Source organism: Corynebacterium frankenforstense DSM 45800 (genome assembly GCF_001941485.1).
Classification (GTDB): Bacteria; Actinomycetota; Actinomycetes; order Mycobacteriales; family Mycobacteriaceae; genus Corynebacterium; species Corynebacterium frankenforstense.
Window position 1 is genome coordinate 1801785 of sequence record NZ_CP009247.1, and the last position, 22121, is coordinate 1823905.

Annotated in this window: 16 protein-coding genes and 1 pseudogene; all 17 read right to left on the reverse strand. The window is 72.3% G+C overall.

The genetic code is table 11. The annotated features are described in order from the left end of the window. Window positions 1–134 precede the first annotated feature (134 nt). The 17 genes and pseudogenes from ileS to CFRA_RS07975 all read right to left on the reverse strand — a co-directional run bounded on the left by ileS (window position 135) and on the right by CFRA_RS07975 (window position 22087). Entirely contained in the window at window positions 135–3332 is a 3198-nt protein-coding gene (gene ileS / locus CFRA_RS07895; RefSeq protein ID WP_075664198.1) for an isoleucine--tRNA ligase, read from the reverse strand. A 361-nt stretch (window positions 3333–3693) separates the two neighbouring features. Beyond that, a complete protein-coding gene (locus CFRA_RS07900; RefSeq protein ID WP_075664199.1) occupies window positions 3694–3939 on the reverse strand; it encodes a hypothetical protein in 246 nt (81 codons plus the stop codon). 336 nt (window positions 3940–4275) lie between these two features. Continuing rightward, window positions 4276–5211, reverse strand: coding sequence for a DivIVA-like cell division protein Wag31 (wag31, locus tag CFRA_RS07905; RefSeq protein ID WP_075664200.1), 936 nt, complete (start codon window positions 5209–5211; stop codon window positions 4276–4278). Between the two features lie 186 nt (window positions 5212–5397). Further along, complete coding sequence (locus CFRA_RS07910) at window positions 5398–5709, reverse strand: YggT family protein (protein WP_075664201.1); 312 nt, start codon at window positions 5707–5709, stop codon at window positions 5398–5400. A 31-nt stretch (window positions 5710–5740) separates the two neighbouring features. Continuing rightward, entirely contained in the window at window positions 5741–6172 is a 432-nt protein-coding gene (locus CFRA_RS07915) for a cell division protein SepF (protein WP_075664202.1), read from the reverse strand. Window positions 6173–6234: 62 nt separating this feature from the next. Beyond that, window positions 6235–6951 carry a YggS family pyridoxal phosphate-dependent enzyme gene (locus CFRA_RS07920; RefSeq protein WP_075664203.1) on the reverse strand — a complete coding sequence of 239 codons (717 nt, stop codon included), beginning with the start codon at window positions 6949–6951 and terminating at the stop codon, window positions 6235–6237. After that, window positions 6938–7648, reverse strand: coding sequence for a peptidoglycan editing factor PgeF (gene pgeF / locus CFRA_RS07925; RefSeq protein WP_075664204.1), 711 nt, complete (start codon window positions 7646–7648; stop codon window positions 6938–6940). The genes CFRA_RS07920 and pgeF overlap by 14 nt, the downstream gene beginning before the upstream one ends. A gap of 34 nt (window positions 7649–7682) precedes the next feature. Further along, window positions 7683–8963, reverse strand: coding sequence for a cell division protein FtsZ (ftsZ, locus tag CFRA_RS07930; protein WP_075664205.1), 1281 nt, complete (start codon window positions 8961–8963; stop codon window positions 7683–7685). Between the two features lie 330 nt (window positions 8964–9293). Next, complete coding sequence (locus CFRA_RS07935) at window positions 9294–9914, reverse strand: cell division protein FtsQ/DivIB (RefSeq protein ID WP_245797527.1); 621 nt, start codon at window positions 9912–9914, stop codon at window positions 9294–9296. A 194-nt stretch (window positions 9915–10108) separates the two neighbouring features. Beyond that, window positions 10109–11539, reverse strand: a pseudogene (murC, locus tag CFRA_RS07940) (UDP-N-acetylmuramate--L-alanine ligase); the annotation flags it as partial. 3 nt (window positions 11540–11542) lie between these two features. Next, entirely contained in the window at window positions 11543–12622 is a 1080-nt protein-coding gene (murG, locus tag CFRA_RS07945; RefSeq protein ID WP_075664208.1) for an undecaprenyldiphospho-muramoylpentapeptide beta-N-acetylglucosaminyltransferase, read from the reverse strand. Further along, the gene (locus tag CFRA_RS07950; protein WP_245797529.1) at window positions 12619–14166 is read right to left on the reverse strand and encodes an FtsW/RodA/SpoVE family cell cycle protein; all 1548 of its coding nucleotides are present in this window, start codon (window positions 14164–14166) and stop codon (window positions 12619–12621) included. Before CFRA_RS07950 ends, murG begins: the two co-directional genes overlap by 4 nt. Further along, window positions 14163–15659, reverse strand: coding sequence for a UDP-N-acetylmuramoyl-L-alanine--D-glutamate ligase (murD, locus tag CFRA_RS07955; RefSeq protein WP_075664209.1), 1497 nt, complete (start codon window positions 15657–15659; stop codon window positions 14163–14165). The genes CFRA_RS07950 and murD overlap by 4 nt, the downstream gene beginning before the upstream one ends. Continuing rightward, entirely contained in the window at window positions 15660–16808 is a 1149-nt protein-coding gene (gene mraY, locus CFRA_RS07960) for a phospho-N-acetylmuramoyl-pentapeptide-transferase (RefSeq protein ID WP_075664210.1), read from the reverse strand. A gap of 20 nt (window positions 16809–16828) precedes the next feature. Next, window positions 16829–18388 (reverse strand): UDP-N-acetylmuramoyl-tripeptide--D-alanyl-D-alanine ligase, encoded by a 1560-nt coding sequence (locus CFRA_RS07965; protein WP_075664211.1) that lies wholly within the window; start codon window positions 18386–18388, stop codon window positions 16829–16831. Beyond that, window positions 18385–19986: a UDP-N-acetylmuramoyl-L-alanyl-D-glutamate--2,6-diaminopimelate ligase gene (locus tag CFRA_RS07970; protein WP_075664212.1), complete on the reverse strand. Its 1602-nt coding sequence runs from the start codon at window positions 19984–19986 to the stop codon at window positions 18385–18387. The genes CFRA_RS07965 and CFRA_RS07970 overlap by 4 nt, the downstream gene beginning before the upstream one ends. 94 nt (window positions 19987–20080) lie before the next feature. After that, a complete protein-coding gene (locus CFRA_RS07975) occupies window positions 20081–22087 on the reverse strand; it encodes a peptidoglycan D,D-transpeptidase FtsI family protein (protein ID WP_083666906.1) in 2007 nt (668 codons plus the stop codon). Window positions 22088–22121 lie beyond the last annotated feature (34 nt).

Sequence of the window (22121 nt, forward strand, 5' to 3'; positions counted from 1 at the left end):
ATTGAAAAACGGGGCGGGATGTTCACAGCAACATCCCGCCCCGTCAGTGGAGCGCCCCTGCCGGAGCGCCCGGCCTCGGCTCCGGGCGATTGCGCTTAAGCCATTGCACTTAAGGCGCTGCGCTCAAGCCGACGCTAGGCCTTCGCGATCGCCGCGGAGACGCCGTCGATGACCTCGTGCGCGTCCTCGCCGATACCGCCGGTGACCACCTCAAACGAGGTCGCCAGCACCTCCTCGGCGATCCAGGACTCGTGGCGGTGCGCCCACTCGGCCTTCTCCTCCGGCACGGCCAGCTCGACCGAGATGCGGTCGGAGACCTCGAGCCCGGCGGCCTTGCGCGCGTCCTGCAGGCCGCGGACCACGTCGGCGGCCCAGCCCTCGGACTCGAGCTCCTCGGTCAGCTCCATGTCGAGCACGACCAGGCCGTCGAGTCCCTCGACGCGCGCGGTGGAGTCCGGGTTCTCCGCGACCAGGCGCTCGGTGTACTCGTCGCCGCTCAGGCGCACGCCGTCGGCGATGACGTCGCCGCCCTCGCGGGTGTAGTTGCCCGCCTTGACGGCCTTGATCGCCTTCTGCACGTCGCCGCCCAGGCGCGGGCCGGCGACCTTCGCGTTGACGACGACCTGGAAGGAGCCCACCGAGTCGACGTCGTCGGTGAACTCGACGTTCTTGACGTTGACCTCGTCGCGGATGACGTCGGCGAACGGCTCGAGCGCCGCGGTGTCCGGCAGCGCGACGGTCAGCTTCGCCAGCGGCAGACGGTTGCGCAGCTTGTGCGCCTTGCGGATCGACGACGCCGCGCTGCACACCGCGCGGGCCGCGTCCATGGCCGCGACCAGGTCGGCGTCGGCCGGGATCTTCTCCGGGTCCGGGAAGTCCGTCAGGTGCACCGAGCGCCCGCCGGTCAGGCCGCGCCAGATGACCTCGGAGACCATCGGCAGCAGCGGCGCCGCGGTGCGCGTCAGGGTCTCCAGCACCGTGTACAGGGTGTTGAAGGCCTCCGGGAAGTCGTCGTCGCCCGCCCAGAAGCGGTCGCGGGAGCGGCGCACGTACCAGTTCGTCAGCGCGTCGCAGAACCAGCGCACCTCGTCGCAGGCCCGCGAGATGTCCGTCGCGTCGAGCGCGTCGCGCACGCCGGCGACGACGTCGTGGAGCTTGGCCAGGATGTAGCGGTCCAGCACGTTGGTGGAGTCCACGGACCACTCGGCCGGCTTCGAGGAGTACAGCCGCAGGAAGGAGTAGGCGTTCCACATCGGCAGCAGCGCCTGGCGCACGCCCTCGCGGATGCCCTGCTCGGTGACGATCAGGTTGCCGCCGCGCAGGATCGGCGAGCTCATCAGGAACCAGCGCATGGCGTCCGAGCCGTCGCGGTCGAAGACCTCGTTGACGTTCGGGTAGTTGCCCTTCGACTTCGACATCTTCAGCCCGTCGTTGCCCAGCACGATGCCGTGGGCGACGACCTTCTTGTAGGCCGGGCGGCCGAACAGCGCCGTCGACAGCGCGTGCATGACGTAGAACCAGCCGCGGGTCTGGCCGATGTACTCGACGATGAAGTCGGCCGGCGAGTGGGTCTCGAACCAGTCCTTGTTCTCGAACGGGTAGTGCTTCTGCGCGAACGGCATGGAGCCGGAGTCGAACCAGACGTCGAGGACGTCGGTGACGCGGCGCATGGTGGACTTGCCCGTCGGGTCGTCCGGGTTCGGGCGGGTCAGCTCGTCGATGTAGGGGCGGTGCAGCGAGGTCGGGCGCACGCCGAAGTCGGCCTCGAGCTCGTCGAGGGAGCCGTAGACGTCCACGCGCGGGTACTCCGGGTTGTCCGAGACCCACGCCGGGATCGGCGAGCCCCAGTAGCGCGAGCGCGAGATGTTCCAGTCGCGCGCGCCCTCGAGCCACTTGCCGAACTGCCCGTCGCGCACGTGGTCCGGGATCCACTCGATCTGCTCGTGGTTGAGCTCGACCATCAGGTCGCGGAACTTCGTCACGGAGATGAACCAGCTCGGCAGCGCCATGTAGATCAGCGGCTGGCCGGAGCGCCACGAGTGCGGGTAGGAGTGCTCGATGGTCTGGTGGCGCAGCACGCGGCCGGCGGCCTTGAGGTCGCGGATGATCTCCTTGTTGGCGTCGAAGACCAGCTGGCCCTCGTACTCGGGGACCATCGAGGTGAACTTGCCGTCCATGTCGACCGGGATGACCAGGTCGATGTCGTTGTCGTTGCAGACGTTCATGTCGTCCTCACCGAAGGCCGGGGCGGTGTGGACGATGCCGGTGCCGTCCTCGGTGGTGACGTAGTCGGCGGCCAGCACGCGGAAGGCGCCCGACTCGGCACGATCGGCGAAGTGGCCGAAGACCGGCTTGTAGGTCAGGCCGACCAGGTCCGCGCCGGTGAAGCTGCCGAGGACCTCGGCGTCCCCGCCGAACTCCTTGGCGTAGGAGTCGCGCAGCTCGGCGGCGACGAGCAGCTTCGCGCCGGCGAACTCGGCGACGGAGGTCTTCTCGCCGACGCGGACGAGCTCGTAGGTGACCTCGGGGTGGACGGCCAGCGCCAGGTTCGACGGCAGGGTCCAGGGGGTGGTGGTCCAGGCGATGGCGGCTGCGTCGTGCAGCTCCGGGTGCTCGGCCCAGGTCTTGACGCCGGCGGTGCCCTCCCAGGCGCCGGTCAGCGGCATGGTGACGGTCAGGGTGGGGTCCTGGCGCATCTTGTAGGAGTCGTCGAGGCGGGTCTCCTGGTTGGACAGCGGGGTGTGCTCGGCCCAGGAGTACGGCAGCACGCGGAAGCCCTGGTAGATCAGGCCCTTGTCGTAGAGCTGCTTGAAGGCCCAGATGACGGACTCCATGTAGCTCAGGTCCATCGTCTTGTAGCCGCCCTCGAAGTCGACCCAGCGGGCCTGGCGGGTGACGTACTCCTGCCACTCGTCGGTGTAGGCGAGCACGGACTTGGCGCAGTAGTCGTTGAACTCCGCGAGCCCCATGTCCTCGACCTGGCCCTTGTCGGTGATGCCGAGCTGCTTCTCGGCCTCGAGCTCGGCGGGCAGGCCGTGGGTGTCCCAGCCGAAGACGCGCGGGACGTGGTAGCCGCGCATGGTCTTGTAGCGCGGGACGATGTCCTTGACGTAGCCGGTGAGCAGGTGCCCGTAGTGCGGCAGGCCGTTGGCGAAGGGCGGGCCGTCGTAGAAGACGTAGTCGGGCTGGCCCTCACGCTGGCGCAGCGACTCCCGGAAGGTGTCGTCCTTGTCCCAGTAGGCCAGGACGTTGGTCTCCATCTCGGCGAAGCGGGTGGACCCGTCCGTCATGTCGACCTTGGGGTAGGCGTGCCCCACGTCTTGCTTGCTCATCGCTTCCTCCACATTGCTTTCCGACGACCGCGGGGACGGGCCGTGTGCGGCCCGCGGTACCACCCCGCTTGCCGCACCGTGGTGCGGCCGCTTCGTTTGTGGAGGAAGATGACGGTTCCCACCCGTCCGGTTCTACTTGCCTGCGCCGCTCGCGCGGCGCGGACGTTCTTCCGGAAGGCTCCCCGGTGATGGCCGGCTCACTGCCCGTGATGGCGAACAGTGTAGCCCATGGAGGGCTGATCGCCGTCCTCGACGCCGCCGGGGGTGGCCGGCGGCGGGTGCATGGGGATCCGCGGTGGCCTCAGCGGCCGGCTTCAGCGCCGCTCCGGGAGCTTCGGGCGCGGCAGGCTCCGCGTTGGCTTCAGTGACCGGTTTCGCCGCCGTTGCGCGAGCTGCTCGCGGCGCGGGCGCTCCGGGCGCTCTGGGCGCTCTGGGCGCTCCGGCCGGGCCGGTTACGGCGCACCCTGATCAGGTCGACGAGCCACAGGGCCACCGCGGCGGCCAGGGAGATGAACATCAGCACCACGAGGACGGTGTTGTTGGTGGCCACGACGGCGACGAAGAGCACGAATGAAATGCAGGCCAAAAGCAGCACGACGCTCGTCATCGGGGGCCTCTCCTCGGGGTGTTCGGCGGTATTTCGGGGCTACCTCGAGATTAGCGCGATGGACCCGCTCACGCGGCGTACGGACGGACTGCCGTGGCGCAAGCGCCGCGTCGGACCGGAAGACAGGAGACAGCCACGGGACCGCAAACCGCCCGCGCGGGACCGCACTGCCGCGGTCACGCCGAAGTCCCGGCGATGGAGATCCACCTGCCGGGCCTGGCACGCCCACGCACTGCGGACCCGGCACCATTCCCCCGGAGGAAACGGGATACCCCCGAACACGCCGAAGGCCCGGCGGTGGACATCCACCTGCCGGGCCGCAGAGCGAGGCGTGCGCTAGTTCTCGGCGCCCTCGTTGGCGTTCGGGGCCGCGCTGCCGCGGGAGTCCAGCTCGTCCAGCTGGGACTGCAGCAGGGTCTTCAGGCGGGTGCGGTACTCGCGCTCGAAGGTGCGCAGCTCGGCGATGCGGGTCTCCAGCGCGTTCTGCTGCTGCTTGACCGTGGTCATGATCTCGTTGTGCTTGCGCTCGGCGTCCTTCTGCAGGGACGCGGCCTTCTCCTCGGCCTGGCGGATCTGCGCCTGGGCGCGGGAGTTCGCCTCGGAGGTGGTCTGCTCGGCCTTCTTCTCGGCGTCGGAGACCAGGGTCTTGGCGCGGGACTCGGCGTCCGAGATCTGCTTCTCGGCGGAGGTGCGCGCCTCCTCGAGCATCGAGGAGGAGTCGGCCTGGGCCTCGGAGGTGAGGCGGTCGGCCATCTCCTGGGCCAGGCTGAGGACCTTGGCGGCCTGCATGTGGGTCTCCGCGGTCGCGGCACCACCGGCGGCGCCGGCGGCGGCCGGAGCGGCAGCGGCGGCCGGGGCGGCGGCCTTCTGCTCGCCGGCGGAGGCGGCGGACTTGCGGGCCTCCTCGGCGTCCTTGCGGGCCTTGTCGGCGTCGGCCTTGGCCTGGTCGGCGGCCTTCTTGGCGTCGGCGAGCTTCGTGTCGTATTCGGCGCGCAGCTTCTGCTCGATCTCCTTGCGCAGGGCGGCCTCGTCGACCTTGTCCTCGGCCTTGGTGGCCGGGGCCGGCGTCGGGGTCGCGGCGGCGCCCTTGCCCTCGCCGGACTGCAGCTCGCTCACCCGCTGACGGAGGTCCTCGTTCTCGTCCTGGTACTGGGCGAGGGTGTCCTCCACGAGGTCGAGGAACTGGTCGACCTCGTCCTCGTTGTAGCCACGCTTGCCGATCGGCGGCTTACTGAAAGCGACGTTGTGCACATCAGCTGGTGTCAGCGGCATGGGCGTTCCCTTCGGTTCACGGAGTGCAAGCTGCCAGGCCCGCACCGGTTGTTTGTGAATATCTTACGTGTCTACCCCGACAGTGTACCGTCGGCAACAGTGGGAAAGCAGGGGCTTCCCCTTTAATCTTTAGTTGATATTGACCCGTCTCGCCAACCAACACGCCGCCCGGAGGCCACGCGAAAGCTAGGCCGTGATTCCCGGGACGGGGAAGAAGATCAGCCTCACCAGCAAGGTAATCAGCTGGAGGATGATGAAAAGGACGATGACGGAAATGTCCAGCGCCACCCCACCCATACGCAGCGGGGGAATAATTCTGCGCAGCGCCTTCACCGGCGGATCGGTGATCCGGAACATCGGTTCAGCGACCGGGTAAAACCAGCGCGGCGGGGCGAATTGCCGGGAAAAGGAGTGGATCATCTCGATGATGATCCGCACCACCAGCACCAGCTGGAAAAGACCGATCAAAAACAGCAGCAGCACTCCGACGGTTTCCACGAGGCGCCACCCTATCAGCGATCGGTCCGCGTCAGCGGACGCGGGCCGCGCGCTCGAGCTCGGCCTGGTCGACGTCGGCGCCCTTGGGCGTCACGGCGAAGACGCGCGGGGCGATCTTGACCATCTTGCCCTCCAGGGCGAAGCAGATGCCGGCGGCGAAGTCGACGATGCGGGTCGCCTCCTTCTGCTCCATGCCGGAGATGTCGAAGACGACGGCGTCGCCGTCACGGAACGGCTCGCCGACGCGGGAGGCCTGGCGGTAGGAGGTCAGCACGACCGGCACCACGGCGACGCGGCGCTGGTAGTCGTAGCGGCGCGGCTCGTAGGCCGCGGCCGGCTCGCGGTGCGCCGAGTAGTGCTCGCGCTCGGTCTCGCGCGGCTCGTCGGCGTAGTACTCGTCGTCCGCGATCTCGTCCATCGGCGTGAGGCCGAAGAACTCCCGGGCGCTCCTGATGATCGACATCTTCTCCCCTTTTTCTGGTCGGGTTTCTGGTTGTTCTCGCTGGCAGGGCGATTGGTCGGTTCTCAGGCTAACGGGCGCGGCCCGAAGATGCCGGTTCCGACACGCACGAGATCGCTGCCCGCCGCGACCGCGGCCTCGAGGTCCGCGGACATGCCGGCCGACAGGATCATCCCGTCGCCCAAATTATCGACGATCGCGCGTGCCCGCGTGAAGGTCTCCTCGGCGTCGGCGCCCAACGGGGGCACGCACATCAGCCCCGCGAGGCGCAGGTGCGCCGCGTCCGCGACGGCGGCGCACACCGCGTCCAGGTCGGCGTCGGGAACGCCGCCGCGCTCGGGGTCGCCGTCGGCGGACCACTGCACCAGGCAGGGCAGCTCGCCCTCGGCGCGCTCGCCGCGTTCGACGGCCAGCGCGACGCCCCGGTCCAGCTTCCCGGCCAGACGCACCGAGTCCACGGACTCGACGACGGCCGCCCAGCGGGCCACCGAGTTGGCCTTCTTGGTCTGGATCTGGCCGATCATGTGGAACTTCACCCCGGGCAGCGCGGCGGCCTTCTCGCGGGCCTCCTGCTCGCGGTTCTCGCCGAAGGACTCCACGCCCGCCGCGGCCAGCGCGGCGATGTCGCCGACCGGGTGGAACTTGGAGACCGGCAAAAGGCGCACGGAGCCGGGCTCGCGCCCGGCGGCGCGCTCGGCGTCGGAGACACGGTCCTTCACCCGCGCCAACGCCGCACGCAGCTCTGCGGCGCGTTCGGGCGCGACGTCGTCAATCTCGGTCATCTTGCAGTCCTCTCTCGCACCACACCAGTCCCGCCTGCCGGCCGGTGGTGCCCTCACGCCGGTGGGAGAAGTAACGCGCGTCCGTGATCGTGTCGGCGGAGTCTACGTGGATCTCGGCGACGCCGGCGGCGCGCAGCTGGGCGGCCAGGCCGCGGCGCAGGTCCAGCCCGCACGTGCCGGCCGAGGTGGTCGAGCGCGAGCCGGGCAGGGTGCGCTCGACGTCGGCGGCCATCGCGGCGGGAACCTCGTAGCTGGCGCCCCCTGCGGCCGGGCCGAGCCAGGCGGTCACGCGCTCGGGCCGCGCGCCCAGGGAGACCATCGTCTCCAGGGCGGCGGGCACGATGCCGCCGGCCGCGCCCTTGCGTCCGGCGTGCACGGCGGCGACCACGCCGGCCTCGGCGTCGCCGAGCAGCACGGGCACGCAGTCCGCGACGAGCACGGCGAGCACCACGCCCGGGCGGTCGGTGACCACGGCGTCGGTGGCCGGGAGGGGCGCGGCGGCCGGGGCGTCGACGACGCGCACCGTCGTGGAGTGGACCTGGTCCATCCACACGATGCGTTCCGGGTCCACCCCGAGGCGCGCCCGGTTGGCGGCCACGGCCGCCGGGTCGTCGCCGACGTGGTGGCCGAGGTTGAGCGAGTCGTACGGCGCCGCGGAGACACCCCCGGCGCGCGCGGTGAACAGGTGCCTCAGCATGGCGTCAGCGGCTCAACGGCTCGGCGGCTGCGACTCAGCGCAGGAAGTCCGGGACGTCCAGGTCGTCCTCGTCGGCCGGCTCGGCCGGGCGGGCGGCGGGCCGCTCCTCGCGGCGCGGGGCCTGCCAGTCGTCGGAGCCGGTGAACATGCCCTCGTCGCTGCGGTGGTGACGGCCGCGGTCGGCGAAGAGCGAGCCGCGCGGGGCCGGGGTCGGGTCCGCGGCGGGGCGGGACTCGCCCGCGCCGGCACCAACGCCAGCACCGGCACCAACGCCGGCCGCACCGGCAGCACCCGCGCCGTGCTGCGCGGCGTCGGCACCCGAAGCAGCCGCGCCGGCGCCGGCCGCGCCGCCCTCAGCCACCTGGTTGTTGGCGGCGTCGAAACCCGTCGCGACGATGGTCACGCGGACCTCGTCGCCCAGGTTGTCGTCGATGATGGTGCCGAAGATCAGGTTGACGTCGTCGTCGGCCTGCTCCTGGACCATGCTGGCGGCCTCGTTGACCTCCATCATGCCCAGGTCGGAGCCGCCGGCGATGGAGAGCAGCACGCCGGTCGCGCCGTCCATGGTGGACTCGAGCAGCGGCGAGTTGATGGCCTGCTCGGCGGCGGCCATCACGCGGTTGTCGCCCCGCGAGGAGCCGACGCCCATCAGGGCGGAGCCGGCGTTGGCCATCACGGAGCGGACGTCGGCGAAGTCGACGTTGATCACGCCCGGGGTGGTGATCAGGCTGGTGATGCCCTGGACGCCGTTGTGCAGGACCTCGTCGGCGGCGCGGAAGGCCTCCATCATGGACAGCGAGGCGTCGCCGAGCTGCAGCAGGCGGTCGTTCGGGATGACGATGACGGTGTCGCAGACCTCGCGCAGGTTGTCGATGCCGTCGTAGGCCTGGCGCGTACGGCGCTTGCCCTCGAACTTGAACGGGCGGGTGACCACGCCGATGGTCAGCGCGCCCATCTTCTTGGCGATGCCCGCGACGACCGGCGCGGCGCCGGTGCCCGTGCCGCCGCCCTCGCCGGCGGTGACGAAGACCATGTCGGCGCCCTTGAGGGACTCCTCGATCTCGCTCTTGTGGTCCTCGGCGGAGCCGCGGCCGACCTCCGGGTTTGCGCCGGCGCCGAGCCCGCGGGTGGCCTCGCGGCCGATGTCGAGCTTGACGTCCGCGTCGGAGAACATCAGGGCCTGGGAGTCCGTGTTGACGGCGATGAACTCGACGCCCTTCAGGCCCTCCTCGATCATGCGGTTGACGGCGTTGACTCCGCCGCCGCCGACGCCGACGACCTTGATGACGGCGAGGTAGTTGTTCGGAGAGGTCATGTGCTTCTGGCTCGCCTTTCGCTAATTCTTCGGGACTACGCTTCTCGGCCGGCCAAAGACGTCCGGCGGTTCGCTCCCCATCTTCCGCGATAGCGGGGCGAAATTGGGGGACATTTCGTGGGCGTGTCGCTACCCTCAATGACTACTTGAGGGTTGTACCCTGCCGCTTTCCGACGTCCCGTCCGTGCAGGTGCGCGGTTCCGCGCGGCGTGGGTGCGGGGCAGGCGCGGGGCGGGTGCGGAGCGTGTTGCGCGCCGCCGCGGCGTGCGGCGCGGTGCCCGCGAGGGGGTGCGCGCCCCTCCCCCGACGGCCCATCTCCGGCGCCTGCTGCTAGCGGACCGTGACCAGCTGCGGGTTGGAGACGTTCCAGTGCTGGCCCTCGCGCTTGAGCACGGTGCGGGTGGCCAGGGCCTTGTCGTGGGCGGCCTCGGCCGAGCCCCAGTAGACCTCGCGGCCGTCCTTCGTGTGGAAGGTGATCTCCTCCGGCGAGGCGGCCGAGACCTTGGCCATCTGCCCGCGGGTTTCCGGGTCGAGCGCGACGGCGGCCTCCGCGACCTCGGGGGCCGCGGCGGCCTCGCCCTCGGCCTCGAGGATCCCCTCGGGCGGGTTGTCCACGCTGAACTCCTCACCCTGGTCGTCGATGAGTTTGTCGCCGCTCTTGAGCACGGCCGTGCGCTCGACGACCGTGACCTTCAGCGTCCCCGGCAGGTGGCGGCCCACGGTGGCCTGGCGCACCCACGGCAGGGAAGCCACGCCGCCGGCTGCGGCCGTGGTGTCCACGCGCACGAGGTTCTCGCCCTCACCGACGCCGGTGGCCTCGACGACCTGCTCGGCCGCGACGTTCGTGTTGCCCTCGACCTCGATGTCGCGCACCGTGAAGACCGGGAAGGCCCACACGGCCACGCCCGCGAGCACCGCCACGGCCACCACGGCCGCGACGATCAGGGTCACCCGGCGCCTCACCGGGCAGCTCCGGCGGAGTCGGTGTCGGCGACGTCGTGGCCGGCCCCGGAGCCAGCGGCCCCGGCGGAGTCGGTGTCGGCGACGTCGTGGCCGGCCCCGGAGCCAGCGGCCCCGGCGGAGTCGGCGTCGGCGTCGGCGGCAGCCGTCGCACCCGCCGCGCCGGCTTCCTCACCGGCGCCCTCACCAGCGAGCGCGCGGTAGACCGGGTCGGCCAGCTTCGTCACGGAGCCGGCGCCCATGGTGATCACCACGTCGCCCGGGCCCGCCAGCTCGGCCACGCGCGCGGGCACGGCCGCGGCGTCCGGTTCGAAGACCGCGCCGTCGACCTTCCCGGCGATCAGCCCGCCGTCCACACCGTCGACCGGCTCCTCGCGGGCGGCGTAGACGTCGAGGACGACGACGGCGTCGGCCAGCGAGAGCGCCTCGGCGAACTCGTCGGCGAACTCCGCGGTGCGCGAGTACAGGTGCGGCTGGAAGGCCACGACCACGCGCCCCGAGCCGCGGGCCTCGACCCGGGCGCGCGCGGCGCGCAGCACGGCGTCGACCTCGGTCGGGTGGTGGGCGTAGTCGTCGAAGACCTCGGCGCCGGCGCAGCGCCCGGAGGGCACCACACCGTGCGACTCGAAGCGCCGGTGCACCCCGGAGGACGCGGTGATGCCGGCGGCCAGCTTCTCCGGCTCGCCGCCGCACAGGTAGCCGGCGACCAGCGCGCCGGTGGCGTTGAGCACCATGTGCTCGCCCGGGGTGTGCACGGTGAACTCGACGGTCGTGCCGTCCAGCTCCACCCGCGCCAGCGTGCCCGAGGCGGTGTGCTCGGTGGCCAGGATGCGCGCCAGGCGCGGCACGTGCGGGTGCTCGGCGGCGGCCCGCGCGGTGCCGTAGGCGGCCACGCGCACGCCCTGGTGGTGGCGGCGCGCCGCCAGTCCCCCGGCGTGCGGGTCGTCCAGGCAGGCGACCAGGGTGCCCTCGGGGCCGAGCAGGTCGCAGAAGTCCTCGAAGACCTGGAAGTAGCTGGCGGCGTCGCCGAAGTAGTCCAGGTGGTCCGGCTCGATGTTGGTCACCACCGCGATGTCCGGGCGGTAGCTCAAAAGCGAGGCGTCCGACTCGTCGGCCTCGGCGACGAAGTCCGGCCCCGAGCCCTGGTGCGAGTTCGTGCCCGTCGAGCCGAGCACCCCGCCCACGGCGAAGCTGGGGTCCAGCCCGGCGGCGGTCATCGCGGCGACGACGAAGGAGCTCGTCGAGGTCTTGCCGTGCGTGCCGGCCACGAGCACCTGGTTGTGCCCGGCCAGCAGCTCGGCCAGCAGGTCGGAGCGGCGCAGCACGGGGATGCCCCGCTCGCGCGCGGCGACCAGCTCGGGGTTGTCCTGCGGGATGGCGGCGAAGGAGGTCACCACCGCCGTCGGCGCCTGCCCGGCGAGCTCCAGGTTCGACGCGGAGTGCCCCACGGCCACGTGCGCGCCGAGGGACTCCAGCCAGCGCAGGTTCTCCCCGTCGGAGCGGTCGGAGCCGGAGACGACCCCGCCGCGCTCGAGGAGGATGTGCGCCAGGCCGGACATGCCGGCCCCGCCGATGCCCACGAAGTGGACCCGGGAGATGTCGTGGTGTTCGGCCATGTCTTAAGCGTCCTTCCCTTCCGCCGCCCCGAGGTCGGCGAGCACGCGTGCGGCGATGCGGTCGGCCGCGCCCTCCTCGCCGGTGGCGTGCGCGGCGTTGCGCATGTCCTGGTAGATGTCCGGTCGGCCGAGGATCTCCTTGACCTGTTCGGCGAGCACCTCGCCGGTCATGTCGGCGTCGGCGATCAGGCGCGCACCGCCCGCGGCGACGACGTCGGCGGCGTTGAGGCCCTGCTCGCCGTTGCCGTGCGGCAGCGGAACGTAGACCGCCGGCAGCCCGGCGGCGGTGACCTCGGCGACGGTCATCGCGCCCGAGCGGCAGACCACCAGGTCCGCCACCGCGTAGGCCGCCGCCATGTCCTCGATGTAGGGCACGGCCGTGTAGTGCTCGGCGGGCTCGGGCGCGTCGTTCTTCTTGCCGTAGGCGTGCAGCACCTGGAAGCCCTCGCCGAGGATCTCCGGCAGCGCGTCGGCGAGCGCGGCGTTGAGGTGCACCGCGCCCTGCGAACCGCCGGTGACCAGCAGCGTGGAGCGCTCCTCGTCGAGGCCCCACTTTTCACGCCCGCGCGCGGCGGCCTCGCCGCTGCGGTCGCCGGTGAGGTCCCGGCGCACCGGGATGCCGACGACCTCGCCGGGCATGCCCGAGTCGGCCACCGCGTTGAAGCCCACGCCGCCGAGGCGCACGCCGAGCTTGTTGGCCATGCCGGCGCGCGCGTTGGCCTCGTGGACGTAGAACGGGATCTTCAGCGTGCGCGCGGCCATGTAGGCCGGCGCGGCGACGTAGCCGCCGAAGCCGACGACGGCGTCGAAGTCACCCTCGCGCAGGATCTCGCGGGTCTGGCGCACGGCCCTGCTCACGCGCCCGGGGACCTTGAACAGGTCCGCGGAGAGCTTGCGCGGGATGGGCACCGGGTCGATCAGCCGCAGCCGGTAGCCGCGCGCGGGCACCAGGTCGGTCTCCAGACCGCGCGTGGTGCCGAGCGCCTCGACGGTCGCCCCGCGCGCGCTCAGCGCGTCGGCGACGGCCAGCGCGGGCTCGATGTGCCCGGCGGTGCCGCCGCCGGCGACGAGGACGTGCTTCATGATCGGTGGTATCTCCTTTGGCTCGTGGGTGCGTTGCGCGTTCGATTGCCGACGTCCCGTCGGTCGCCCGTGCCCGACCGACCGCGCCCTCCGCGCGTGCCGCGGGCGTCGCCCGCGGCACCGGAGTGGCCGGAGCGGCCCGAACGGGAGCGCGTGGCGCGGGCGGCTCCGGCGTCGTCGGAACCAGCGCCGGAGCGGGAGCCCGTGCGCGCGCCGGCGCGCACCGGGGCGTCGTCAATCCGGCTGCGCCGGCCGGAGGTCAGTGCCTCGCCGCGGGTGCGGCGCGGGCGTCGGGAACCGTCGCGGCGGGCGGCGGGTGTGTCGGGCTCGCTGATGAACAGCAGGCGGTCGAAGACGGGGCGGCCGTAGGACTGCATCGCGGAGACGGCGGCCGGCTCGTGGCGGGCGATGTTGGCGAGGATGCCCATCGCCGCCAGCGTGATGATCGCGGAGGTGCCGCCCGCGGAGATCAGCGGCAGCTGGATGCCCGTGACCGGCAGGACGCCGACGACGTAGCCGATGTTGATGAAGGCCTGGCTGACGACCGTGGCCGTCAGCGTCCCGGCGAGCAGCGCCTGGTAGTGGTCCGCGGCGCGCAGCGCGGTGCGCAGGCCGAAGAAGCCGAGCGTGCCGAAGAGGATGATCACCAGCGCGCCGCCCCACAGACCGAGCTCCTCGCCGATGATGGCGAAGATGAAGTCGTTGCGGGCCTCGGGCAGGTAGAACCACTTCGCGCGCGACTGGCCCAGGCCGACGCCGCCGACGGAGCCGTCGGCCAGCGAGAGGAAGCCCTGGTAGGACTGGAACGCCGTGCCGCGGGTGTCGGTGAAGCGGCCGAAGAGGGCGTCGAAGTAGACGTGGAAGCGGTGCGAGCGGAAGCCGCCGCCGGCGAAGACGGCGACCATGGTGAGCGCGCCGGCGCCGATCAGGCCGATCAGCCAGCGTTTGTCCACGCCGGCGAAGATCAGCACGAAGCCGACGACGAGGGCGAAGGCGACGGCCATGCCGAGGTCGCCCTCGGCCATGATCAGCAGCGTCATGCCGACGCCGATGGCGATGAAGATCGTGAAGGGGCTGCGCAGGCCGAGCCCGCGCGGGCGGCGGTCGGCCAGCAGGTGGGCGCCGAAGATGGCCACGGCGATCTTCGCGGCCTCCGAGGGCTGCAGGCGCAGGGGGCCGAGGACCAGCCAGGACTGGGAGCCGACCTCCTCGCGGCCCGTGCCGAGGCCCGGGATGAGCACGGCCACCAGCAGCAGGACGGCGATGCCGAGCAGCCACCAGGCGGCCGAACGCAGGCGCCGCGGCGGAATCTTGAGCATCGCCCAGAAGGCCACGAGGCCGGCGAAGACCATCGCGGTCTGGCGGGCCGCGCCGCCCCAGACCGACGAACCCTCGATGACCGACCAGGTCATCGAGCTGGACATGACCATCACGACGCCGATGCCGGTGAGCAGCAGCACCGTCAGCCGGATCATCAGGTAGTCGAGACCCGGCCGGCTGTCCAGCGCGGAGAGGCCGTCGGAGACCTTCTTCGTCAGACTCATCTGGGCCCGTCCTTCCCGGTGACCTGGCGGGCGGCCGCCGCGAAGAGGTCCCCGCGCTGGCCCATGCCCGTGTACATGTCCAAGGATGCCGCGGCGGGCGCCAGCGCGACGGTTCCGCCACGCCGGGCGTGGCGGGCGGCGGCCCGGCAGACCTCGGTCATGGCGGCCTCGGGGTCGGTGGTCGCCACGGTCTCGACGGGCACCTGCGGGGCGAGGCGCGCCAGGGCCTCGGCCAGGATGGCCCGGTCGACGCCGAGGAGGACCGCGGCGTCGAGGTGCGGGGCGAGCGCGGCGACCATGTCGTCGACGTGGGCGCCCTTGAGCTGGCCGCCGGCGATCCAGACGACCCGGTCCACGCCCTTGAGGGCGGCGACCGCGGCGTGCGGGTTGGTGGCCTTGGAGTTGTCGACCCAGCGCACGTCGTCGGCGACGAGCACGGTCTGGCCGCGGTGGCGGGCGACGTGGAAGCCGGCGAGCGCCTCGGCGATCGCGGCCGGGGCGACCCCCTGGCTGCGGGCCACGGCGGTGGCGGCCAGCGCGTCGAGCACGCCGGCCGGGCCGGGCGGGTCGATGCCCTCGGTCGGGGCGATGTCCACGGGCTCGGCGCCGGTGTGGTCGACGATGCGGCCGTCGACCACGCCGACCTGGCCCGGCTCGGGCGCGGCGAGGGTGAAGCCGATGAAGCGGCGCGGTGCGTCGCCGGCATCGGCGGCCGGTGCGTCGGACACAGCGTCTGCGGGTGCGGCGGGAGAGGCGTCGGCAGAAGAGGCGCCGGCGTCTCCCGCGAGCAGCTCGCGCACGTGGGCGTCGTCGACACCCGCCACCGCGACGGGCCCGCGCAGCACGCGCGCCTTCGCCGCGGCGTAGGCGGCGAAGCTGCCGTGCCAGTCGAGGTGGTCGTCGGCGAGGTTGAGCAGCACCCCGGCGTCCGGCGTGAGCGTCGGCGCCCAGTGCAGCTGGAAGCTGGACAGCTCGGCGACGAGCACGTCGACGCGCTCCTCCCCGTCCAGCGCGTCGGCCACGGCGACGCCGATGTTGCCCACGGCCACGGCGCGCTCGCCGGCGGCCTGCATGCAGGCGGCGAGCATGCCCGTCGTCGTGGTCTTGCCGTTGGTGCCGGTCACCGCGAGCCAGCGCCGCGGCGCACCGAAGTGGCCGGCGCGGTCGAGGCGCCAGGCCATCTCGACGTCGCCGATGACGTCGAGGCCGGCCTCGGCGGCCGCCACCAAAAGCGGCGAGTCGGGCCGCCAGCCCGGCGAGGTGACCACGAGGTCGAACTCGGCGAAGCGGTCCCGCGCCTCGTCCAGGGCGCAGGCGCGCACCTGTGCGCGCCCGTCGCCGGGCGCGACGTCGGCAATCGAGGCGAGCAGCCGCTCGCGGGCGGCGGCGTTGTCGTCGGCGACGGTGACGGCCACCCCGATGCCGGCGAGCAGACGGGCGGCGCCGGCCCCGGAGACCCCGGCGCCGGCGACGAGCACGTGGCGGGGCAGCATCTAGACCACTCCCCAGGCGGTCGGGGCGACGGCCAGGGCGTCGATCAGGCCGCCCTCGCCGGCGGCGTTGAGCCACTCGCCGTAGAAGATCGACATGCCGAGCCCGACGGCCATCGCGGCGATCAGCCAGAAGCGGATCGTCACGGTCGTCTCGGCCCAGCCGCCGTTCTCGAAGTGGTGGTGGAACGGCGCCATGCGGAAGAAGCGGCGCCCGGTGGTCTTGAACACGGCGACCTGGATGACCACGGAGGTGACCTCCATGACGAACAGGGCGCCGATGACGACCATCAGCAGCTCGGTGCGCGAGGCGACCGACAGCCCGGCGACCAGGCCGCCGAGGGCCAGCGAGCCGGTGTCGCCCATGAAGATCTTGGCCGGCGCGGCGTTCCACCACAGGAAGCCCATGCAGGCGCCGAGGCCGGCGGCCGCGAGCACCGAGAGGTCCAGCGGGTCGCGCACGACGTAGCAGCCGGGCACGACGGTCTCGCCGCAGGAGTTGCGGTACTGCCAGAAGGTCAGGATCGTGTAGGCGCCCATGACCAGGCTCGTGGCGCCGGCGGCCAGGCCGTCGAGGCCGTCGGTGAGGTTGACGGCGTTCGACCAGGCGGCGGTGAGCAGCAGGATGAAGATGACGAAGACGACCAGCCCGACGCCGCCGCCGAAGGCGATGTCGGCGGTCGGGATGTCGCGGATGAAGGACAGGTTCGTGCTGGCCGGGGTGATGCCCTGCTCGTCCGGGAAGAGCAGGATCAGCACGGCGAAGATGACGCCGATGGCGATCTGCGAGGTGAGCTTGGCGGTCTTGTTCAGGCCCAGGTTGCGGTGCCGGAAGAGCTTGATGAAGTCGTCGAGGAAGCCGACCAGCCCCAGCGCCAGCGTCAGACCGAGGACGAGCAGGCCGCTGGCGGTCACGGCGTCGCGCCCGGTGGCCAGCCCGTAGATCGCCGTGGCGAAGTAGCCGCAGACGATGCCGAGCAGCACGGCGATGCCGCCCATCGTGGGCGTGCCGCGCTTGCGCAGGTGGGAGGCGGGGCCCTCCTCGCGGATCTCCTGGCCGAGGCCCTCGGAGCTGAAGTAGCGGATCAGCACCGGGGTGGTGAATATCGAGACGAGGAAGCTGATCGTCGCCGCAATGATGATCTGGGTCACGGGTAAACCTTCTCGTCTAGCTAGTTCTTGCCGTCAATAGTCTTAGCAGCGCCGCCGCCGGGGGCTTCCGGCGGTCCCTGCAAGGCCGCGGCCACGTGCCACAGGCCCTGCGAGTTGGACGCCTTGACGAGCACGACGTCGCCCGGGCGCAGTTGCTTGCCGACGACCGCGGCCGCCGCCTCGGCGTCCCCCACCCGTTGGGTGGTGATGCCGCGCGCCTGGGCGGCGCGCGCGAGCTCGGCGACGGGTTCCGAGTCGCCGACGGTGACGAGGTGGTCGACGCGGTAGCGCTCGAGCTCCTCGCCGATGCGGGCGTGCTCGGTCAGGGCGTCGCCGCCGAGCTCGGCCATCTCGCCGAGCACGGCCCAGCTCTTCGCCTCCGGGCGGGCCGCCGCCGTGTAGGCGAGGGCGGCGATGCCGGCGCGCATCGAGTCGGGGTTGGCGTTGTACGCGTCGTTGATGAGTGTCACCCCGTCGGCGCGGGTGTGGACGTCCATGCGGTTGGCGCTGGCGGTGACGTGCTCGCTGAGCGCGGCGGCCACCTCGGCCGGCGCGATGCCGGACTCGACGCCGACCGCGGCGGCGGCCAGGGCGTTCGAGACCTGGTGGGCGCCGAAGACGCGCAGGCGCACCGGGTGGCTCTCCACGGTGCCGTCGGCGCCGCGCACCCCGAAGGTGAAGGAGGCGCGCGCGACGTCGTCGAGCGTGATGTCGGAGGCGGTGTAGACCGCGCCCGGGGCGGGCGGCTCGGAGGCCGAGAAGGTCACCACGCGCGCCCGGGTGCGCGGGGCCATCGCGGCGACGAAGGGGTCGTCGCCGTTGAGCACGGCCACTCCCCCGGCGTCGGCGGCCGGCAGCGCCTCGACGAGCTCGCCCTTGGCGCGGGCGATGTTCTCGCGCGAGCCGAACTCGCCGAGGTGCGCGGTGCCGACGTTGAGCTCCACACCCACGGCCGGCGGGGCGATGCGCGCCAGGTGGGCGATGTGGCCGATGTTGCGCGCGGACATCTCGGCGACCAGGTACCGGGTCTCCTCCGTGCAGCGCAGTGCGGTGTAGGGGTGGCCGATCTCGTTGTTGAAGCTGCCCGGGGGTGCCACGGTGGAGCCAGAGCGGCGCAGCACCGAGGCGATGAGGTCCTTGGTGGAGGTCTTGCCGGCCGAGCCGGTCACGCCGACGACGGTCAGGCGCTCGGATGCGGGGCGCTCCGGGCTCGCGAGCGTGTCGACGACGCGGCGGGCCAGCGCGCCGAGGGCGTCGATGACCGCGGTGGCCGAGCCGTCGGCGTCGTTGGCGTAGGCCTCGGCCGTGGCGTCGCCCGGGCCCTTCGGCTCGACGACGACCGCGGGTACGCCGACGGGGCGGGCCGTCAGCGCGGCGACGGCGCCGCCCTCGTTGACGGCCTGCGCGGCGAAGTCGTGGCCGTCGACACGCGCGCCCGGCAGGGCCAGGAAGAGCCCGCCGGGGGCGATCTTGCGGGAGTCGAACTCCACCGGCCCGGTCACCCGGGCCTCGGGGTCCGCCCCGTCGTGGAGGGTGCCGCCGACGGCGTCGGCGACCTCGGCGAGTGTCAGCTCGATCATCGGTCGTTCTCCTTTACATCAGCCGCGTCCGGGGCATCCGCGCTACCCGCGGCATCCGGTGCATCCGCGCGGGTCTCATCCGCGCGGGTCCCGTCCGCGCGCGCCTCGAGCGCGGCGGCGAGTTCCTCGCGGTCGTCGAAGGGGTGGGTCACCCCGCGGACCAGCTGTCCGGTCTCGTGTCCCTTGCCGGCGACGATCACGGCGTCGCCGGGCCGGGCCCAGGCCACGGCGGCGCGGATGGCCTCGCGGCGCGAGCCGATCTCGCGGATCTCCGTGGCCCGGCCGCCGGTGACACCGCGCGCCCCCTCGACGACGGCCGCGCGGATCGGCGCGGGGTCCTCGTCGCGGGGGTTGTCGTCGGTGACCACGACGAGGTCGGCGCCCTTGGCCGCCTCCGCACCCATCAGGGGGCGCTTGGAGTGGTCACGCTCGCCGCCGGCGCCGAGGACGACGGCCACCCGGCCGTCGACCTGGTGGTCCAGGGTGTCGAGCACCTCGGCCAGCGCGCCCGGCTTGTGGGCGTAGTCGACGACGGCGATGAAGTCCTGGCCGCGGTCGACGCGCTGCATGCGCCCCGGCACCGAGACGCCGCCCAGCCCGGCGATGAAGCGGTCGAGGTCGACGCCGCAGCGCTCGGCGAGCGCGATCGCCAGCGACGCGTTCGCCACGTTGAACGCACCCGGCAGGGGCAGGTGGACGCCGCGGGGCGCGGCGTCGGAAATAGTCAGCTCGAAGTCCTGGGAGCCGTCGGCGGCCGCGGTGACCTCGCCGACGGTGACGTCGCCCGCCTGGCCGTGGGTGGCCACGGTGAGGGTGTCCGGGCAGAGGCCGGCCATGCGCGCGCCCCAGTCGTCGTCGACGCAGACGACGGCGCGGTGGGCGGACATCGGCGAGGCCGGGTCGAAGAGGAGGGCCTTGGCCTGGAAGTAGTCCTCCATCGTCGGGTGGAAGTCGAGGTGGTCCTGGGAGAGGTTGGTGAAGCCGGCGACGTCGAAGTCGACGCCGAGCACGCGGCGCAGGGCCAGCGCGTGGCTGGAGACCTCCATGACCAGGTGGGTCACGCCCTCGTCGGCCATGCGGCGGAAGAGCGCCTGCAGGGTCGGCGCCTCCGGGGTGGTCAGGGAGGTGGGGATCTTGCGGCCGTCGATGCGGGTGCCCGTGGTGCCGATCAGGCCGACCTTCGCGCCGGCGGCCATCAGGCCCGCCTCGACGAGGTAGCTGACGGTGGTCTTGCCGGAGGTGCCGGTCACCCCGATGACGGTGAAGCCGCGGGAGGGGTGGCCGTAGAGCTCGGCGGCGACGTCGCCGAGGACCGCGCGGACGTCGGCGACCTCGAGGACCGGCCGGGTCTCGCCGGCCTCGCGGAGGATCCCGGCGCCGGCGGCGTCGGTGAGGATCGCGGCGGCCGGGGTCTCGGCGGCGAAGACGGCGCCGTGGGTGTGGGTGCCGGGCAGCGCGGCGAAGAGGTCGCCCTCGTTGAGCCGGTCCGAGACCAGGTCCACCCCGGAGACCTCGACGTCGCCGCAGACCTCCGCGCCGCCGGGGGCGTGAATGACGGCTCCGGCGGTCTCGGCTATGCGGGTGAGGGTTTCTGCCACGGTCTTCCTCCAGACGATCCGGGTGTGTATCTGACGGGACGAATTGGTTTGGGGCGGGTGCCCGGGGTTTCGGGGCGCGGAAATTGTAGCCGGTTCAGCCGGCCTGCAGTACCAGCCTGCCCTCCATGGGTTTGGACAGCGGGACGTTGTCCCGGTTGAGCAGCCAGGAGCCGATGTCCCGGTAGATCGGGGCGGCCGACTGGCCGCCCGAGCCGCCGGGCTCGACGCCGCGGTCCGGGTCGTCGACCATGACCGCGATGACGTAGCGGGGGTCGTCGGCCGGGGCGACGCCGCCGAAGGTGATCCAGTAGTCCGACATCGAGTACGCGCCGGTGTCCGGGTCGATCTTCTGGGCGGTGCCGGTCTTGCCGGAGGTCTGGTAGCCCTCGATCGCGCCGTTGGCGCCGGTGCCCTGCTGGTTGCCGGACGGGTCCTCCTGGGTGACCGCACGGAACATGTCGATGACGGTGCGGGCCGTCTCGGGGCTGACCACGCGGGTGGTGGCCGGGGCCTCCTGCTCGCGGACCTGGCCGTCGGGGCCGGTGACCTCGCGGATGATCCGCGGCTCGACGCGCTCGCCGCCGTTGGCCAGCGCCTGGAAGACGCCGGCCATCTGCAGTGCCGTCACGGACATGCCCTGGCCGATGGGCAGGTTGGCGAAGGTGCCGCCCGACCACTGCTCGCGGGTCGGCAGGAGACCGGCGGACTCGTTGGGCAGCTCGACGCCGGTGGGCTGGCCGATGCCGAAGCGGTTGAGGTAGTCGGCGAACCTGTCCTCGCCGACGCGCTGGGCCAGCATCAGCGTGCCCACGTTGGAGGACTTACCGAAGATGCCGGTGGTCGTGTAGGGCACGGTGCCGTGGTCCCATGCGTCGCGGACGGTCACGCCGGCCATGTCGATGGTCCCGGGGACCTGGTGGACCTCGTCCGGGGTGGTCTCGCCCTCCTCGATCGCCGCGGCGGCCGTCATGATCTTGGCCACCGAGCCCGGCTCGAAGGGCGCGGAGATCGTGGGGTTCTCGAAGTCCTTGCCCTGCTCGACCTGCTTCTCGACGTCGCCGTTGGGGTCGATGGTGCCGGTGTTGGCCATCGCGAGGATCTCCGCGGTGTGCGCGTCGAGGACGACGGCCTCGGCGGACTTGGCCCCGGAGTTGGCCTTGGCCTGCTCAAGGAGCTGCTGGACGTAGGTCTGCAGCTCGAGGTCCAGGGTCAGCGAGACGCTCTCGCCGTCCTCGGCGGGCACCGCGTCGCGCAGCGTGCCGGGGATGACCTGGCCGTCGGTGGAGACGTCCTCGGTGGTGCGGCCGTTGATGCCGGTCAGCGTCGCGTCCGCGGAGGCCTCGAGGCCGAACTGGCCCTGGCCGTCCATGGACACGCGGCCGACGACGTTGTCGCCCACCGCGCCGTTCGGGTACTGACGCACGTCCTGGTGGTCGGCGGCCACACCGTGGAAGCGCGCGGCGATCTCCGTGGCGACGTCCGGGTCGACGTTGCGCACGAGCACCTCGTAGTGGGTGTCGGCGTGCAGCTTGTCGAGGATCTCGTCGGGGTCGACCTCGCCGGAGGCCTCGTCGTCCTTCTCGGAGCCCTTCTTCTCGGAGTCCTTGTCCTTGTTGTCCCGGTCGGACTTGTCGTCCCGGTCGGAGTTCCGCTCCGGGTCCTTCTCGTCGGAGTCCCGGTCGTCCGGGTCGGCGGCTCCCGGCGTCTCGGCGTCGTCGGAGGAGCTCGCGGCGATCATCTCGGGGATCTGGTCCGCCATCTCGCGCAGGGTCTTCTCGACGGAGTCGTCGAGCCGGCGGGCGACCTCCTCCTCGCTGACCCCCTCGGTCGCGCCGGCGGCACGCATCTCGTTGAAGTCCTGCTCGCGCAGCTCCTTGCGCAGCAGGTCCGGCGAGACGGTCAGCGAACGGGCCTGCATGGTGTAGGCCATCGGGGTCCCGGAGCGGTCGGTGATCTCGCCGCGGCGGGCGGGCTCGACGTAGACGCGGGCGCGCTGCTCGTGGGCCTGCTCTGCCAGGGCCGGGCCCCAGACGACCTGCACCCAGGCGAGCCTGCCGATCAGCGCGAGAACCGCGACGACGACCGCGACGGTCGCCCACATCAGGCGCTTGTCCAGCGCCGCCTTGTGTGTGCGG

Bases quoted from the DNA above. Each gene is read 5' to 3' on its own strand.
- CFRA_RS07915 (WP_075664202.1), bottom strand. From the start codon at position 6,172: ATGTCGATCATCAGGAGCGCCCGGGAGTTCTTCGGCCTCACGCCGATG.
- wag31 (WP_075664200.1), bottom strand. From the start codon at position 5,211: ATGCCGCTGACACCAGCTGATGTGCACAACGTCGCTTTCAGTAAGCCG.
- murD (WP_075664209.1), bottom strand. From the start codon at position 15,659: ATGCTGCCCCGCCACGTGCTCGTCGCCGGCGCCGGGGTCTCCGGGGCC.
- CFRA_RS07900 (WP_075664199.1), bottom strand. From the start codon at position 3,939: ATGACGAGCGTCGTGCTGCTTTTGGCCTGCATTTCATTCGTGCTCTTC.
- CFRA_RS07965 (WP_075664211.1), bottom strand. From the start codon at position 18,388: ATGATCGAGCTGACACTCGCCGAGGTCGCCGACGCCGTCGGCGGCACC.
- ileS (WP_075664198.1), bottom strand. From the start codon at position 3,332: ATGAGCAAGCAAGACGTGGGGCACGCCTACCCCAAGGTCGACATGACG.
- pgeF (WP_075664204.1), bottom strand. From the start codon at position 7,648: ATGCTGAGGCACCTGTTCACCGCGCGCGCCGGGGGTGTCTCCGCGGCG.
- murG (WP_075664208.1), bottom strand. From the start codon at position 12,622: ATGAAGCACGTCCTCGTCGCCGGCGGCGGCACCGCCGGGCACATCGAG.
- CFRA_RS07950 (WP_245797529.1), bottom strand. From the start codon at position 14,166: ATGAGTCTGACGAAGAAGGTCTCCGACGGCCTCTCCGCGCTGGACAGC.
- CFRA_RS07975 (WP_083666906.1), bottom strand. From the start codon at position 22,087: ATGTGGGCGACCGTCGCGGTCGTCGTCGCGGTTCTCGCGCTGATCGGC.
- ftsZ (WP_075664205.1), bottom strand. From the start codon at position 8,963: ATGACCTCTCCGAACAACTACCTCGCCGTCATCAAGGTCGTCGGCGTC.
- CFRA_RS07920 (WP_075664203.1), bottom strand. From the start codon at position 6,951: ATGACCGAGATTGACGACGTCGCGCCCGAACGCGCCGCAGAGCTGCGT.